At 74.4% G+C, this 15023-nt stretch carries 14 protein-coding genes and 1 riboswitch; of the genes, 9 read left to right on the top strand and 5 right to left on the bottom strand.

Going from position 1 to position 15023, the window contains the following annotated elements:
- Positions 1–116 precede the first annotated feature (116 nt).
- Positions 117–226: riboswitch (TPP riboswitch) on the top strand.
- The 7 genes from thiE (at position 221) to thiC (ending at position 6094) form a co-directional block, all read left to right on the top strand.
- Positions 221–847: a thiamine phosphate synthase gene (thiE, locus tag ACIBBA_RS00870; RefSeq protein ID WP_396692554.1), complete on the top strand. Its 627-nt coding sequence runs from the start codon at positions 221–223 to the stop codon at positions 845–847. It overlaps the preceding riboswitch by 6 nt.
- Entirely contained in the window at positions 844–2004 is a 1161-nt protein-coding gene (gene thiO / locus ACIBBA_RS00865; protein WP_396693393.1) for a glycine oxidase ThiO, read from the top strand. Before thiE ends, thiO begins: the two co-directional genes overlap by 4 nt.
- Complete coding sequence (gene thiS / locus ACIBBA_RS00860) at positions 1995–2195, top strand: sulfur carrier protein ThiS (RefSeq protein ID WP_396692552.1); 201 nt, start codon at positions 1995–1997, stop codon at positions 2193–2195. Before thiO ends, thiS begins: the two co-directional genes overlap by 10 nt.
- Entirely contained in the window at positions 2192–2971 is a 780-nt protein-coding gene (locus tag ACIBBA_RS00855) for a thiazole synthase (protein WP_396692550.1), read from the top strand. The genes thiS and ACIBBA_RS00855 overlap by 4 nt, the downstream gene beginning before the upstream one ends.
- An 89-nt stretch (positions 2972–3060) precedes the next feature.
- Positions 3061–3702 carry a thiamine phosphate synthase gene (locus tag ACIBBA_RS00850; protein ID WP_396692548.1) on the top strand — a complete coding sequence of 214 codons (642 nt, stop codon included), beginning with the start codon at positions 3061–3063 and terminating at the stop codon, positions 3700–3702.
- Positions 3699–4484 carry a bifunctional hydroxymethylpyrimidine kinase/phosphomethylpyrimidine kinase gene (gene thiD, locus ACIBBA_RS00845; protein ID WP_396692546.1) on the top strand — a complete coding sequence of 262 codons (786 nt, stop codon included), beginning with the start codon at positions 3699–3701 and terminating at the stop codon, positions 4482–4484. Before ACIBBA_RS00850 ends, thiD begins: the two co-directional genes overlap by 4 nt.
- A 17-nt stretch (positions 4485–4501) precedes the next feature.
- Entirely contained in the window at positions 4502–6094 is a 1593-nt protein-coding gene (thiC, locus tag ACIBBA_RS00840; RefSeq protein ID WP_396692544.1) for a phosphomethylpyrimidine synthase ThiC, read from the top strand.
- Positions 6095–6190: 96 nt separating this feature from the next.
- On the opposite strand, the gene ACIBBA_RS00835 is transcribed toward thiC, so the two are convergent.
- From ACIBBA_RS00835 to ACIBBA_RS00820, 4 genes are all read right to left on the bottom strand, one after another.
- Positions 6191–9010, bottom strand: coding sequence for a hypothetical protein (locus ACIBBA_RS00835; protein WP_396692542.1), 2820 nt, complete (start codon positions 9008–9010; stop codon positions 6191–6193).
- Between the two features lie 76 nt (positions 9011–9086).
- A complete protein-coding gene (locus ACIBBA_RS00830; protein WP_350871262.1) occupies positions 9087–9404 on the bottom strand; it encodes a cupin in 318 nt (105 codons plus the stop codon).
- A complete protein-coding gene (locus ACIBBA_RS00825) occupies positions 9401–10351 on the bottom strand; it encodes an LLM class F420-dependent oxidoreductase (RefSeq protein ID WP_396693391.1) in 951 nt (316 codons plus the stop codon). Before ACIBBA_RS00825 ends, ACIBBA_RS00830 begins: the two co-directional genes overlap by 4 nt.
- Positions 10352–10353: 2 nt before the next feature.
- Positions 10354–11139: an ABC transporter ATP-binding protein gene (locus tag ACIBBA_RS00820; protein ID WP_396692540.1), complete on the bottom strand. Its 786-nt coding sequence runs from the start codon at positions 11137–11139 to the stop codon at positions 10354–10356.
- 267 nt (positions 11140–11406) lie between these two features.
- Between ACIBBA_RS00820 and ACIBBA_RS00815 the strand changes: the two genes are divergently transcribed.
- Together ACIBBA_RS00815 and ACIBBA_RS00810 are read left to right on the top strand one after the other, a co-directional pair.
- Positions 11407–12441 (top strand): ABC transporter substrate-binding protein, encoded by a 1035-nt coding sequence (locus ACIBBA_RS00815; protein ID WP_396692538.1) that lies wholly within the window; start codon positions 11407–11409, stop codon positions 12439–12441.
- Positions 12442–12538: 97 nt separating this feature from the next.
- Positions 12539–13390: an ABC transporter permease gene (locus ACIBBA_RS00810; protein WP_396692536.1), complete on the top strand. Its 852-nt coding sequence runs from the start codon at positions 12539–12541 to the stop codon at positions 13388–13390.
- A 56-nt stretch (positions 13391–13446) separates the two neighbouring features.
- Here the strand turns inward: ACIBBA_RS00810 and ACIBBA_RS00805 are convergent, their stop codons facing one another.
- Positions 13447–14625 (bottom strand): ABC transporter substrate-binding protein, encoded by a 1179-nt coding sequence (locus ACIBBA_RS00805; RefSeq protein WP_396693389.1) that lies wholly within the window; start codon positions 14623–14625, stop codon positions 13447–13449.
- Positions 14626–15023 lie beyond the last annotated feature (398 nt).

The following is a 15023-nucleotide window of genomic DNA, read 5'->3' as shown; positions in this document are numbered from 1 at the left end:
GGTAACGGTTCTGCAACGGCGGGCGACATTCCGAACAGGACCGCATGAAGCGCCCAGCCGGATCCGCCACCGACCCCCGCCTTGGCAGCCCGACGGATCTGTCGTACCGTGACACGCAAGTAACCCACGGGAGCCCGGTGTACCGGGCTGAGAGGGGGGCTGACAGCCCCCGACCGTTGAACCTGATCCGGGTAATGCCGGCGCAGGGAGGAGTGTTGCCGTGCTGTCCCTTGGGCGACTGCATCTGATCACCGACACCCGACCCGGGCGGGACCCCCTCACCGTGGTCCGGGCCGCCCTGTCGGCGGCCCGCGCCGAACTCGTGGTGCAGGTCCGGGTCGAGGACTCCGCCACCGACCGCGAGGCGTACGACCTGGCCCGCCGGGTGCTGGCGCTCTGCGCGCCGTCCGGGGCGAGCTGCCTGGTCAACGACCGGCTGCACGTGGCGCTGGCGGTGGGCGCCGCCGGCGGACACGTCGGCGCCGACGACCTGCCCGTCGGGGCGGCCCGCCGAGTGCTCGGCCCGGCCGCCGTGCTCGGCGCCACCGCCCGGGAACCGGGCACGGCCGCCGAGGCGGTCACCGCCGGCGCCAGCTACCTGGGAGTCGGCCCCTGCCACCACACCGCCACCAAGGAGGGCCTGCCACCGCCGATCGGGGCGGCCGGGGTCCGGGCGGTGGCCGCGGCAGTCGACGTGCCGGTGATCGCCATCGGTGGGGTGACCGCCGCCGGCGTGCCGGCGCTGCGGGCCGCCGGAGCGTACGGGGTGGCGGTGGTCGGCGCGATCTGCGCCGCCGCCGACCCGGCCCGCGCGACCACGGAGCTGCTCGGGGCCCTGACGTGCTGACCGGCCGGACCCCGTCGACGCGATCCGACGACCGGGCCCGGCCGGACGTGGCGGTGGTGGGGGCGGGACCGATCGGGCTGGCAATCGCCTGGCGGTGCGCCGCCCGGGGGCTGCGGGTGGTCGTGCACGACCCGGCCCCCGGCTCGGGGGCGTCGGCGGTCGCCGCCGGCATGCTCTCCCCGGTCGCCGAGGCGTACTTCGGTGAGCGGGAGCTGACCGGGTTGCTGGTGGAGTCCGCCGCCCGCTGGCCGGCGTTCGCCGCCGAGCTGACCGAGGCGACCGGCGCCGACCTCGGCTACCGGACCGAGGGCACCCTGATGGTCGGGTTGACCGGGGACGACCTGGCGGAGGCGCGCCGGCTCTGGGCGTACCAGCAGAGGCTCGGCCTGCCGGTGACCCCGCTGCGCCCCAGCGAGCTGCGCGACCGCGAGCCGGCGCTGGCCACCCGGGTACGCGGCGGGGCGCTCGCGCCCACCGACCACCAGGTCGACCCGCGGAAGCTGGTGCCCGCGCTGCGTACCGCCGCCGAGCGGGCCGGTGCGGTGCTGGTGCCCGCGCCGGTGCGCCGGCTGGGCGAGCTGGACGCGGCCGTCACGGTGGTGGCGGCCGGCTGCGGCGCCGCCGCGCTGGCCGGGCTGCCGGTCCGGCCGGTGAAGGGACAGGTGCTCCGGCTCCGCGCGCCGGGCGGCGTCGCGCCGGGCTTCCGGCACGTCATCCGGGGGTACGCCGACGGCGAGCAGGTCTACCTGGTGCCCCGGGACAGCGGCGAGGTGGTCGTCGGGGCGACGGTCGAGGAACGCCGGGACACCGACGTCTCCGCCGGCGCGGTGCTCCGCCTGCTCCGCGCCGCCGTCGAGCTGCTCCCCGAGCTGGCCGAGTACGACCTGGTCGAGACGGTCGCCGGGTTACGGCCCGGCACGCCGGACAACGCGCCCATCCTCGGCCCGCTGCCCGGCCGGCCGGACGTGCTGGCCGCCACCGGGCACCACCGGCACGGGATCGTGCTCACCCCGGTCACCGCCGACCTGATCGCCGACCTGGTCAGCACTGGCGAGCCCGACCCGCTGCTCGCGCCCTTCCGACCGGACCGGTTCGCCGGCGTGGGCCCGGCCGTCGGTGGAACTGATTCGACGATGAAGGGGGACCGGTGGAACTGACGGTGAACGGGGCCGGGCGCACGCTGCCCGTCGGCGCGACGGTGGCCGACCTGGTCCGCGAGGTCACCCCGCAGCAGCGCGGGCTCGCGGTCGCGGTGAACGGCGAGGTGGTGCCGCGGACCGGCTGGCCGGCGACCGTGCTGCGCGACGGCGACCGGGTCGAGGTGCTCAGTGCGGCCCAGGGCGGGTGAGCGGGGTGACGTTCGAGATCGGCGGCGTGACCTTCACCTCGCGGCTCATATTGGGCACCGGCGGCGCGGCGAACCTGCACGTGCTGGAGCAGGCCATCCGGGCCTCCGGCACCGAGCTGGTCACTGTGGCGTTGCGCCGGGTGGACACCGCGCCCGGCAGCGCCGGTGGCCTGCTGGAGCTGCTGGACCGGTGCGGGGTACGGCTGCTGCCCAACACCGCGGGCTGCTACACGGCCGGCGAGGCGGTCAAGGTCGCCCGACTGGCCCGGGACGCGTTCGACACCGACTGGATCAAGCTGGAGGTGATCGGCGACGAGCGGACGCTCCTCCCGGACGGGGTGGAGCTGCTGCGCGCGGCCGAGGAGCTGGTGGCCGACGGGTTCACCGTCCTGCCGTACACCTCGGACGACCCGGTGCTGGCCCGGCGGCTGGCCGACGTGGGCTGCGCGGCCGTGATGCCGGCCGGCGCGCCGATCGGCTCCGGGCTGGGCATCGGCAACCCGCACCACATCCGGCTGATCCGCCAGGGCGTCGGCGTGCCGGTGATCCTGGACGCCGGCATCGGCACCGCCTCCGACGCGGCGCTGGCGATGGAGCTCGGCTGCGACGCGGTGCTGCTGGCCAGCGCGGTCACCCGGGCCGCCGATCCGGTGGCGATGGCCACTGCGATGCGGCACGCCGTGGAAGCCGGCCGGCTCGCCGCCGGGGCGGGCCGCATCCCCCGCCGCTTCCACGCGCTCGCGTCCACCCCGGACGACGGGCGGCCGGACCTGTGAACACCCAGCCCGACACCGCCCCCGCTCTGGAACGTGGCGAAAGCCGACCCCTGGCGGGGCCGGAAGCCGCCAGGATCCCGGTCGATGCGGTGCCGACCGGCGTCGTGCTGCTGACCGATCGGCGGGTCGCGCGGCGGCCGTTGGTGACAGCGGTCGCGGCGGCGGTGGGCGGGGGAGTGCGCTGGGTCGTGCTGCGGGAGAAGGACCTGCCCCGGGCCGAGCGGGCGGCCCTCGCCGTCGAGCTGCGGGCGATCCTGGCCGAGGTCGGCGGCACGCTCATCGTCGCCGGTCCCGATCCGCTCGACGGCGACGCCGTCCACCTGCCCGCCGCCGGCCCGTACCCGCCGCCGAGCGTCGGCCTGGTCGGCCGCTCCTGCCACGACCGCGCGGAGCTGGCCCGTCTCTCCACCGAGGACTACGTCACCCTCTCGCCCGTGTATGCCAGCAGGACCAAGCCCGGCTACGGCCCACCCCTGCTGCCGGACGGGCTGGCCGCGCTGATCCGGCGAAGCCCGGTAGCCGTCCTCGCCCTCGGCGGCATCGAGACCCCCAGCCAGGTACACGCCTGCGTCGAGGCAGGCGCCGCCGGAGTAGCGGTCCTCGGCGCGATCATGCGAGCCGACGACCCCGCACAGGCAGCCGCCACGCTGAGGGAAGCCTTCGACGAGGCCGTCACCCCGGTAGCGCGAAGCGGGCAGCCCTCGACACCGACCACGGGAGGGCGACGATGACTCCACCGGCCGTACTCACCATCGCCGGCTCCGACTCCGGGGGCGGCGCCGGCATCCAGGCCGACCTGAAGGTCTTCGCCGCCCTCGGCGCGTACGGAACGAGCGTGCTCACCGCGGTCACCGCGCAGAACACCAGGGGCGTCGACGCGGTGCTGCCGCTGCCGCCGCGCACTGTCGCCGAGCAGCTCGACAGCGTGCTGGCCGACTTCGGCGTGCGGGCGGTGAAGACCGGCATGCTCGGCAGCCCGGCCGTCGCCGCCGTGGTGGCCGACGCGGCCCGTGACGGTCGGCTCCCGCACCTCGTCGTCGACCCGGTGCTGGTCGCCACGAGCGGGCACCGGCTCGGCGTGGTCGCCGCGGTCGAGCGGCTGCTCCCGTACGCCCGGGTGGCGACGCCGAACTGCGCGGAGGCCGCGGCGATCACCGGACGCCCGGTGGACGACCTGGCCGGGATGGTCGCCGCGGCGGAGGCGCTGGCCGCCGGCGGCCCGGAGCACGTGGTGGTCACCGGCGGCGACCTCGACGGCGGCGAGGCGGTGGACGTGCTGCACGGCGGCGGGGTCACCGCGCTGTTGCGCGCGCCCCGGGTGGCCACCCGGCACACCCACGGCACCGGCTGCTCGTTCTCGGCGGCGATCGCCGTCCGGCTGGCGCTGGGGGATCCGGTGCCGGCGGCGGTCGGTGCCGCCAAGGAGTACGTGCACCGCGCGCTGACCGGCGCGCGGGGCTGGGAGCTGGGCGCCGGGCGGGGTCCGTTGGACCACTTCGGCTGGACCGCTTGATCACCAGGGAGGCTGTCATGCAGGCACGACGCAAGGTGTACGTGGAGGGGTCCCGGCCGGATCTCCAGGTGCCGTTCGCCGAGGTGGCGCTGACCGGGGACAACCCGCCGCTGCGGCTCTACGACACCTCGGGGCCGGGCTCCGACCCGGAGGTGGGGCTGCCGCCGCTGCGCGGGCCGTGGATCGCGGCGCGCGGCGATGTCGCTCCGGTACGTGGCGCGGGCACCCCGCTGGCCGGGATCGACGGGCGACGTCCGACGCAGCTCGGCTACGCCCGGGCCGGGATCGTCACGCCGGAGATGGAGTTCGTGGCGATCCGGGAGGGAGTCGCACCGGAGTTCGTCCGGGACGAGATCGCGGCCGGTCGGGCGGTGCTGCCGCTCAACGTCAACCACCCGGAGTGTGAGCCGGCGATCATCGGCAAGGCGTTCCTGGTGAAGGTGAACGCCAACATCGGCACCTCGGCGGTCAGCTCGTCCGTCGCCGAGGAGGTGGAGAAGCTGACCTGGGCGACCCGGTGGGGCGCGGACACGGTGATGGACCTCTCCACCGGCAAGCGGATCCACGAGACCCGCGAGGCGATCGTCCGGAACTCGCCGGTCCCGATCGGCACCGTGCCGATCTACCAGGCGCTGGAGAAGGTCGACGGCGACCCGGTCAAGCTGAGCTGGGAGGTGTTCCGGGAGACCGTCGTCGAGCAGGCCGAGCAGGGCGTCGACTACATGACCGTGCACGCCGGGGTGCTGCTGCCGTACGTGCCGATGGCCGTCGACCGGGTGACCGGGATCGTCTCCCGGGGTGGCTCGATCATGGCGGCCTGGTGCCTGGCGCACCACGAGGAGAACTTCCTCTACACCAACTTCGCCGAGTTGTGTGCGCTGCTCGCCAGGTACGACGTGACCTTCTCCCTCGGCGACGGGCTGCGTCCGGGGTCCATCGCGGACGCCAACGACGAGGCGCAGTTCGCCGAGTTGCGTACCCTCGGCGAGCTGACCAAGGTCGCCTGGGAGCACGACGTGCAGGTGATGATCGAGGGCCCCGGGCACGTGCCGATGCACAAGATCAAGGAGAACGTGGACCTCCAGCAGGAGTGGTGCCACGAGGCGCCCTTCTACACGCTCGGCCCGCTGACCACCGACATCGCGCCCGCGTACGACCACATCACCTCGGCGATCGGCGCGGCGATGATCGGGATGTTCGGCACCGCGATGCTCTGCTACGTCACGCCGAAGGAGCACCTGGGGCTGCCCGACCGGGACGACGTGAAGGCCGGCGTGATCGCGTACAAGATCGCGGCGCACGCCGCCGACCTGGCCAAGGGTCACCCGGGCGCGCAGGCCTGGGACGACGCGCTCTCCAAGGCCCGGTTCGAGTTCCGCTGGGAGGACCAGTTCAACCTCGCGCTGGACCCGGAGACCGCACGGGCGTACCACGACGCGACGCTGCCCGCCGAGCCGGCCAAGACCGCGCACTTCTGCTCGATGTGCGGCCCGAAGTTCTGCTCCATGAAGATCACCCAGGAGCTCAAGGAGTACGCGGCGCGCGGCATGCGGGACAAGTCGGCGGAGTTCGTCTCCGGCGGCGGTCGGGTCTACCTGCCGCAGGCCTGAGCCGCCCCGGCGCGGCGCTCAGCGGCGCGACGCCTGCCCGTTCACCCGGGGCATCCCCGCCCGGGTGTCGCCGCGGCGGCACCCGGGCGGTCGGGTTCAGTCCCGGTGGTGCCGGCCGCTGGAGCGCAGCGACCGTCGCCCGCTCTCCTGCTCGGGCTCGTTGTCCGGCACCGGCTTGCTCAGCCCGGCGACCCAGCCGACGAATTCCTCGTCCTGCTCCGGCAGCGGTTCCGACTCGGTGGCGGTCTCGGCGTCGGCGCGGGAGCGGCCGCGCCGGAACAGCCCGAGCCGGCCTCGGCCCCGACCGGCGGCCTGGTCCGCCGCGGTCGGCTCGGTGGTCGCGCCCTCGGCCGGCTCACCCGACGGCTCGGCCTCGGCCGTTTCGGGGCCGGTCGACGGTCCGCTCGGTGCGGTGTCCGGAGCGCCTGTCGACTGCGGGCCGGTCGACTGCGGGCCGGCGCGGCGCGCGGTGGCGAGGGCCTCCCAGTCCGCGGCCCGGTTGAGGTCCGGCAGCGGGGCCCGGTGCCGGGCTCGGGCGGCCGGCGCGGCGGGTTCCTCCCGAGCCTGCGGTGCCGCGGGGTCGGCGCTCGGGGGCGCGGATCGCGGCGGGACCGGCCAGGCCGGTGCGACCTGCCACGCCGGCGGGAGCGGGCTTGGCCGCTCGGTCTCGGAGGTGCCGGCCGGATCGCCGCTCGACCGCGGCCCGGCCGGTGCGCTCGACTCCGGCTCCGCCGGGAAGGCAGGAGCGCCGATGGGCTCCGCGCGGAACGTCGGAGCGGGGCTCGGCTCGTCGTGGGGCGAGGGGCCGCCGCTCAACTCGTCACGCTGGGCCGGCGTGGCGGTCGGCTGGGCCGGGAACGCCGGGGCGCCGGTCGGCTCGTCCACAGCAGGCGTCCCGGCGGCGTCCGGCGCGTCGGCCGGTGGGACGGCGGCGTCCGGCGCGGTGTTCCCGCTGACCGGCTTCGTCGCCGCGCCGGACTTGCCGGTCGACGTGGAGCGGGGCTTGCGGGTCCGCCGGGGCTTGGGCGCCGGTGCCGCCGTCGTGCCGGTAGCGGCGGCTGCCGCGTCCACGGTGGCTGCCGGGTCGCCGGCGGCCGGTCGGCCGGTGCCGGTCGGGTCGCCGACCGTCCGGTCTGGCGCGGCCGGGTCGTCGCCGGTGCGCTGGTCCGCCCCGGTGGCGGTGGGTGACGTGGTGACCGGGTCACCGGCGGGACGTGCCGCGCCCCGCCGCGCCCGCGGCGGTTTCGGTGCGTCGGCCGAGGTGGCCGGGCCGGGTGCCGGAGCCGCGCTCGCCCCGTGCTCCGACGCGACGCGGCCCTCGACCGGCTGGCCGGCCTCGGCGGCGCGGCGGGATTCGCCAGCGGTGGACGCGGCGGCGTCGACGGCCTCCGCACCGGTCCGGGCGGTCCCGGCCGCGGTGGTCCGGGCGGCGCCGTCGGGCCCGGCCTGTCCGACCGGACCGGCGGTCGGACGGGCGGTCCCGGCCGCGTTGGTCCGGGCGGCGACGTCGGGCCCGGCCTGTCCGACCGGACCGGCGGTCGGGGCGGTCTCGGCCGCGGTGGGCTCGGCGGTCGGGCTGGCCTCGGCCACGGTGGGCTCGGCGGTCCGGCCGGCCCCGGCCACGGTGGGCTCGGCGGTCGGGCCGGCCCCGGCCACGGTGGGCTTCACGGCGTGGCTGGTCGAGTGGGGATCGGCGGCGGGCTGCGCCGTCGGCGCGACCGGCCGACCCAGCGTCGACTCGACCGTCAGCCGTGACGTGGGCAGGTCAGCGCCGGGCCGAGCGTTCTCGGCGTCCGCGCCCGACCAGGTCGGCGCGGGCCGATCGGCCGCCGGCCAGTCCCAGTGGGCGGGGGTGCTCCGGGGCGAGGCGTCCCCGCCGCTCGGGGTGCCGCCGGTGGCGGGGACCGTACCGCCGGACCGGCCGGCCAGGTCCGCGCCGGCCGGCTCCGCCTGCTCGCCGGCCGAATGGTCGGTGACGGTCGACTCGGCGGTCGGCAGCGCCGGCCCGGCGGGCAGCGGGCGGAGGATGTCGCTCGGCTCGATGGCGTGCGCACCGGTGGCCCGGGCGCGTGTCGGCCAGCGCAGCAGCGCGGCCGCGGTCGCGCCGAGCGCCCCGGCGGCCACCGCAATCAGCGCGCCGTAGTAGGGCGTGGTCTGGTAGCGGTTCACCGGGTCGCCGGGACCGGCGGTCAGGTAGGCGAACGCCACCAGCACCGGACCGGCCACCCCGGTCGCGGCGCTGATCAGCGGTACCTGCCCCCGCCAGCGGGCCAGCCCGGCCGTCGCCGCGCCGGCGAGCAGCGCCACGAGGGGCAGCAGGATCAGCGACAGGCGCTGAGCCGCCTCCGTGGCCAGCCAGGTCGGCTCGAGCACGCCGAGCCGGACGGCGCGCAGCGGCCCGTCGACGCCCAGCGACGGCAGCGCGGAGACCAGCGCGAACAGCCAGATCGCGCCGGCGACCGCCGCCGCGTTCCAGCCCAGCGGCGGGTTGAGCAGGACTGCGATCGCCGCGCCGGCGCCGACGACCGCGCCGAGGACGGCGCAGATGCCGACCGCGAAGACCGGGTCGACGGAGACCAGCTCCGCGGCCCGCGCGGGTTGCATGCAGAGTGGGGCGATGGCGGTGGCGCCGAGCGCGGCGGCCGCGCCGACGGCCAGTTGCCGGCCGGTGCTGACGGGTAGCGCGTCCCGGCGGGCGAGGCGTTCGGTGAGCACCGCGCCGGCCACGGCCGCGTTTGCCGCGAACCAGCCCACCCAGACGAGCTGGGCCGGCCACTGGTTGACGGTCGCGCCGGTGAACCCGCCGGTGAGCCGCACGATGCCGAAGCCGTACGCGATGCCCAGCTGGCCGGCCCCGGCCAGCACGCTCACTCCGAGCGCGGTGAGCAGCAGTCTGCCCCAGGTCCGATAGGCCATATCGGGCACGTTACGCACCCGGTACACCGGATCGCCACCGGCGCGCCGCGCGCGACCGCCCGCCTGACCGGTCGGTCTACTTGAGTTCGACCAGCCGGGCCAGGTACGTCGTATCCCCGACATTGGTGAGCATGTGCACCGCGCCCGGGTCGCGGTAGACCACTCCGCCGGTCGGCTCGTCCGCGTCGATCCGGGTGCCGTCCACCGTCTGCACCACGTTCTTGGCGCCCTCGATCGCCACCACCAGGTAGGGGTGGTCGTGCCGGTGCAGGGGCTGGCGCTCGCCCGGCTCCAGCCGGATGTGCCAGACCCGGACCCGGTCGTTCTCGTACACGATCTCCTGGCCGACCGGCCCGAGCTCGAGTCCGTCGGTCACGTTCGTCACGTCGGTCATTGGTCTCCGTCCAACTGCGGAAGCACCTCGCTGCCGATGAGTTCCAGGTGGTCCAGGTCGGCGAGGTCGATCAGGCGCAGGTGCACACGGGTGGCGCCGATCGCGGCGAACTCGCCGATCCGCTCGACCAGCTCGGCGGGCGAGCCGATCACCGGGGACTCCGGCGGGAGCGCGCTGGCGACGTGCAGCGGTGCGGCTCGTCGCTCGGCCTCGGCGTCGGTCCGGCCGATCGCCACCACGATCCCGGCGGAGAGCACCAGCGGGGCCCGCCCGGATTCGGCCCGGCCGACCCGGTCGCAGGCCTCCCGCACCCGCTCGTACGCCTCGGCGGTCTCGTCCACGGACTTGAACGGCATGTTGAACTCGTCGGCGTAGCGGGCCGCCAGGTCCGGGGTCCGCTTGGGGCCGCGGCCACCCACGATGATCGGCGGGCCGGGCACCTGCACCGGCTTGGGTAGCGCCGGGGCGTCCACCAGGCGGTAGTGGTCACCGATGAAGGTGTAGGAGTCGCCGACCGGGGTCCGCCACAGCCCGGTGATGACTTCGAGCTGCTCGGCCAGCCGGTCGAAGCGCTCGCCGACCGCGGGGAACGGGATGCCGTAGGAGCGGTGTTCGCGCTCGAACCAGCCGGCGCCGATGCCCAGCTCGATCCGGCCACCGCTCATCTGGTCGACCTGGGCGACCATCACCGCGAGTGGGCCGGGCAGCCGGAAGGTGGCCGAGGTGACCAGCGTGCCGAGCCGGATCCGGGTGGTCTCCCGGGCCAGCGCGGCCAGGGTCAGCCAGGCGTCGGTCGGCCCGGGTAGCCCCGGGTCGGCGCCCATCGACTGGTAGTGGTCGGCGCGGAGGAAGCCTTCGAATCCGGCCGCCTCGACCAGCCGGGCGAAGCGGAGTTGGTCGTCGTAGCTGGCGCCCCGGTGCGGCTCGGTGAAGACCGACACCCGCATGTTCATCGTCCCTCCGTGCCGGTGCTCGCCGGCTGGTCGCGTTCCATCAGCAGCTCGTGCAGGTCGGCGCTGACCCGGGCGACATCGGCGAGGTGCGCGTTGCGGCCGAGGGTGCGCGGCCGGGGGATGTCCACCTCGACGACCTTGCGGATCCGGCCGGGTCGGGGACTGAGCACGACGACGCGGTCGGCGAGCAGCACCGCCTCGTCGATCGAGTGGGTGACGAAGACGACGGTCGCGCCGTTCTCCATGTGCACCCGCTGGAGTTCACCGGCGAGCTCCTCGCGGGTGAGCGCGTCCAGCGCGGAGAACGGCTCGTCCATCAGCATCACGCGCGGCTCGCCGATCAGCGACCGGCACAGCGCGACCCGCTGCTGCATGCCGCCGGAGAGCTCGTGCGGCAGGCGCTTCTCGAAGCCGGCCAGCCCGGCCAGGTCGAGCAGTTGCCGGGCGCGCTCTTTGTGCTTCGCCCGGCTCCAGCCGAAGATCTCGACCGGCAACAGCACGTTGTCGAGCACGGTGCGCCACGGCAGCAGGGCCGGCCGCTGAAACAGCATCGCGATGTCCCGGCGGGGCTTGGCGACCGGGGCGCCGGCGACGGTGATCTCGCCGGAAGTCACCGGTAGCAGTCCCGCGACGAGCCGGAGCAGGGTGGACTTGCCGCAGCCGGAGCGGCCGAGAACGGCCACGAACTCGCTCTCGGCGACGTCGAGGTCGATGCCCCGCAGCGCCTCGACCCGGCCGGACCGGCCTTCGAAGGTACGGGACACACCGGACAGTCGGATCATCTCCGGCGGCCTCCCCTGATTGGTCGGTCAGGAATCCGGGAAAGGTTATCCGGCTCATGTCTCTATCGCACCGTCCGGGGTGGACGTCAGTTTGTTTCCGTTCCGCAACCCGGCATGCCTGGCGTCGCAAAGGTGGGGTTCTCGTACGCTGTGCCCGCGAAGAGTCCCCTCACGACGGTCGTGCCGGCCTGCCCCCTTCCGCCGGCGCCCCGCGACAACCCCTCCGGCGGCCTGTCGGGCCCCGGTCGGAAAGGACATGGTGCACTGATGAGAAGGCTGACCCGTACGGTCGCCGCCGCCGCGCTGGCCACCGCCCTCGCGTTCGCCGCCGGCTGCAGCGGCGACTCGGACTCGTCCGACGACGCCGCCGGTGGGAACGGTGGAGCGCTGGAGAAGGTGACCTACCTCACCTCCTTCGGCCAGTTCGGCCGTGACTCCTACGCCTGGGTGGCGAAGGACAAGGGCTTCTTCAAGGACGCGGGCTTCGACGTCGAGATCAAGGCCGGTCAGGGCACCGGCGGCGTGATCCAGACGGTCGTCGGTGGCCAGGCCGACTTCGGCCCGATCGACCTGACCGGTGGGCTGCTCCAGCTCGGTAACGGCCAGGCCAAGGACTTCATCGCGGTGGCCGCGATCCAGCAGCGCACCATGGCCGGCATCGCCACCCTCGACGGCAAGGGCATCGCCTCCCCGAAGGACCTGGAGGGCAAGAAGCTCGCGGACACCCCCGGCTCCGTGGTCCGCAACCTCTTCCCGACGTACGCCCGGATGGCCGGCGTGGACGCGAGCAAGGTGACCTGGGTCAACGGTGAGGCGCAGACCCTGATCGGCACGCTCGCCGCCGGCCAGGTGGACGGCATCGGGCAGTTCGTCGTCGGCCAGCCGACCATCGAGTCGGTGGCCAAGGGCAAGAAGGCCGTCATGCTGCCGTACAGCAACGTGATGCAGGACCTCTACGGCAACGTGCTGATCACCTCGGCGAAGAACGCCAAGGAGAAGCCGGAGATGGTCAAGAAGTTCACCGCCGCGCTGATGAAGGGCCTGGAGTACAGCCTGGCCAACCCGCAGGAGGCGGCGGAGATCCTGAAGAAGAACGTGGACGCCACCAACACCGCCGCGGCCGCCGCCGAGCTGCAGCTGATGGCCGGCTACGTCCGGTCGAGCAACTCCGGCACCGTCCTGGGCACTCTGGACAGTGGCCGGGTGGCCAAGAGCATCGCCATCCTCCAGGGCGCCGGCGCCCTGAAGCAGAACATCACCCCCGACCAGATCATCGACTTCAGCCTCGCGCCGAAGGCCTGATCGTCGAGGTCATCCGGGGCGCGTCCCGCCGGGCGTCGGCGGGGCGTGCCCCGGCTCCGTGCCGGCCCGTGGGCCGGCGGAACCGAAGGAGGACACCATGACCGAGGTCCGGTCGGCGGAGCCGGTGGCCGAGGCCACCCCGGCAACCGCCGGGCCCGCGGCGGGCGCGCGCCGGGGTGCCGGGGTACGCGCCGGAGCGGGCGCCGCCCTGCCCACGGTCGGTCTGCTGGTCGCCCTCGCGGTGTGGTGGCTGGTCGCCCGGCTGGAGCTGGTGCACCCGGCGGCGCTGCCGCCACCGGCGGACGTGCTGACCGCGTTCGTCGACAAGCCGGCCCGGATGCTGGAGCACACCGGCGACACCACGCTGGAGATCCTGATCGGCTTCGCGCTCTCGGCGGCGGCCGGCGTCCTGATCGGGCTGGCACTGGCCTCGTCCCGGATGGTGGAGCGGATGTTCACCCCGCTGCTCGTCGCGGTGAACGCGGTACCGAAGATCACGCTGGGCCCGCTGCTCGTGGTGGCGCTCGGCTGGGGTCAGCGGCCGATCCTCACCATGGTCTTCCTGCTCTGCTTCTTCCCGATCGTGCTCTCCACCGCGACCGGGCTGACCACCACCCCGGCCGACCTCGCCGAGCTGGTCCGCTCCTGGAACGCGTCGCGCTGGCAGGCGTTCCGCAAGGTGCGCTTCCCGGCCGCGTTGCCGCAGATCTTCGTCGGGCTCAAGGTGGCCATGCCGCTGGCCGCGATCGGCGCGGTGATCGGCGAGTTCCAGGCCGGCGAGGGTGGCCTCGGCTACGTCATCCAGCAGTACGCGGGAATCGGCGACACCGCCACCGCCTGGGCGGCCATCATGCTGGTCGCGCTGGTCAGCATCCTGCTCTACACCGCCCTCGTGGTGGTCGAGCGCCTCGCGCTGCCGTGGGTCCGCGAGACCACCAGCAGCCGGTAGCCCAGCCGCCGCGACGCGCGGGCCGGCCCCCGATCCAGGAGGCCGGCCCTTCGCGTTCAGCCCGCCAGCCGCCAGCGCCCGTTGCGCGCCACCAGGGTGGTGAGCGCCTGCGGCATCAGGCCGGAGTGGTTGTCCGGGGTCATCCGGATCGGCCCGGAGAGGCCGTCCAGCTGCGAGGTCTCGAGCACGTCGCGGATGCCGTCCCGGTCGACCCGCTCGGCCGGGCTGCCGGTGCGCAGCTCGGCGTCGGCGATCAGCTGCACCGCGTCGGCGGCGAACGACGAGGCGCCGTTGTAGCCGCCGAAGCGGGCCGTGTAGTCCTGGAACCACTGCCGGCGGGCCGCCTTGGCGGGCGTGGTGGCGATGACGTCGTCGATCACCATGGTCTGGGTGAAGACCAGCGTCGCGCGCTCGGTGGCCCGGGCCGCCGAGCCGAGGAAGAGGTCACCGGCGGCCCCGGCGTCGAAGTAGAGCGAGCCGGTGAAACCGGCCTGCTGCGCGCTGGTGGCGGCCAGGGCGGCCTGCTCCGGCGGGGTCCAGACGACCAGGGCGTCGGGCTTGCGGGCGGTGAGGGTCCGGATCGGCTGGCTGATCTCGGTGTCGGTGATCCGGACGGCCGCCTGGCGCAGCTTGATGCCGACCTTGTCCAGCTCCCGGTCGAGCGCGGTCAGTCCCTCGCGGCCGTAGTCGTCGTCGCTGTGCAGCAGCCCGACGTTCCGGACGCCCTTGCGGCGCAGTTCGGTGGTGAGGGCGGCGGCGCTGTCGGCCGCGTTCGGGCCCAACTTGAACACGTACCGCCGATCCGCCACCGGGTTCGCTATCGCGCCGGACCCGGCGAGCGCGATGGTGGGGATCTTCTTCTCGTTGATGGTCCGCACCGCGCCGATCGCGCATTCGTTGCAGCCGCCCATGATGATGGCGCTGACCCGGGAATCGTTGCTGAAGTCACCGATGTTGCGTAGTGATTCGCTGGCGTCGGAACGGTTGTCCTTCACCTTCAGTTCGATCCGCCGGCCGTTCAAAGCGCCGGACGAGTTCAGTTGTTCGACCTTCAGTTCCAGGGCGCGCTGGTAAGCCTTCCCGACCGGGGCGGCGGCGCCGGAGAGTTCGAGGTCCGCGGCGATCACGATCGGACTCGCCGCCTCGTCCTCCGTGCCGAACTGGCAGCCGGTGAGGGTGCCGGCCAGCACGACGGATGCGAGCGCCGCGATGGTCGCGGAGCGGATGGGGGTCAAGTCGTCCTCCAGGTGCGGGCGCGGGCGCTGCCCGGTCACCGCCGCTAATCCGTCCTCAGTGGAGGGACGGGAAGAGTCTGCCGTACGGTGTGCGCGAAGCCTGCAAAACCTTGCCAACGGCGGGCGCTGCGGTCAAGCGCGGGCTCGGTGGGCCGTTTCGGGACGGGCATCCCACATGGTGGGGTCACACGATGTTTGCAAACGGTCACGTTCGATACACGAGTGACCACTCTGGAGTAACCTGCCCTGTTCACGGGCTTGCGGAAATGAAGGTATCAGTTGACCGGAACACGGGATGCGTGCCGTCCGACCGTTTCCTACCCGGCTGCGGCTTCCCAAACAGATCCTTCTCTGATGAAATCGCGGCCGTGCCGCGTGTGCCGCCGCCCACCGGGCCC

This window comes from Micromonospora sp. NPDC051006 (assembly GCF_044456245.1).
Lineage (GTDB): Bacteria > Actinomycetota > Actinomycetes > Mycobacteriales > Micromonosporaceae > Micromonospora.
Note: the sequence above shows the minus strand (reverse complement) of the source record. Positions and strands in the feature narration are given on the sequence as shown.

What these genes read in the sequence shown, in the direction of transcription:
- thiD (WP_396692546.1), top strand. Translation starts at nt 3,699, where the DNA reads ATGACTCCACCGGCCGTACTCACCATCGCCGGCTCCGACTCCGGGGGC.
- thiC (WP_396692544.1), top strand. Translation starts at nt 4,502, where the DNA reads ATGCAGGCACGACGCAAGGTGTACGTGGAGGGGTCCCGGCCGGATCTC.
- ACIBBA_RS00835 (WP_396692542.1), bottom strand. Translation starts at nt 9,010, where the DNA reads ATGGCCTATCGGACCTGGGGCAGACTGCTGCTCACCGCGCTCGGAGTG.
- ACIBBA_RS00830 (WP_350871262.1), bottom strand. Translation starts at nt 9,404, where the DNA reads ATGACCGACGTGACGAACGTGACCGACGGACTCGAGCTCGGGCCGGTC.
- ACIBBA_RS00825 (WP_396693391.1), bottom strand. Translation starts at nt 10,351, where the DNA reads ATGCGGGTGTCGGTCTTCACCGAGCCGCACCGGGGCGCCAGCTACGAC.
- ACIBBA_RS00820 (WP_396692540.1), bottom strand. Translation starts at nt 11,139, where the DNA reads ATGATCCGACTGTCCGGTGTGTCCCGTACCTTCGAAGGCCGGTCCGGC.
- ACIBBA_RS00815 (WP_396692538.1), top strand. Translation starts at nt 11,407, where the DNA reads ATGAGAAGGCTGACCCGTACGGTCGCCGCCGCCGCGCTGGCCACCGCC.
- ACIBBA_RS00810 (WP_396692536.1), top strand. Translation starts at nt 12,539, where the DNA reads ATGACCGAGGTCCGGTCGGCGGAGCCGGTGGCCGAGGCCACCCCGGCA.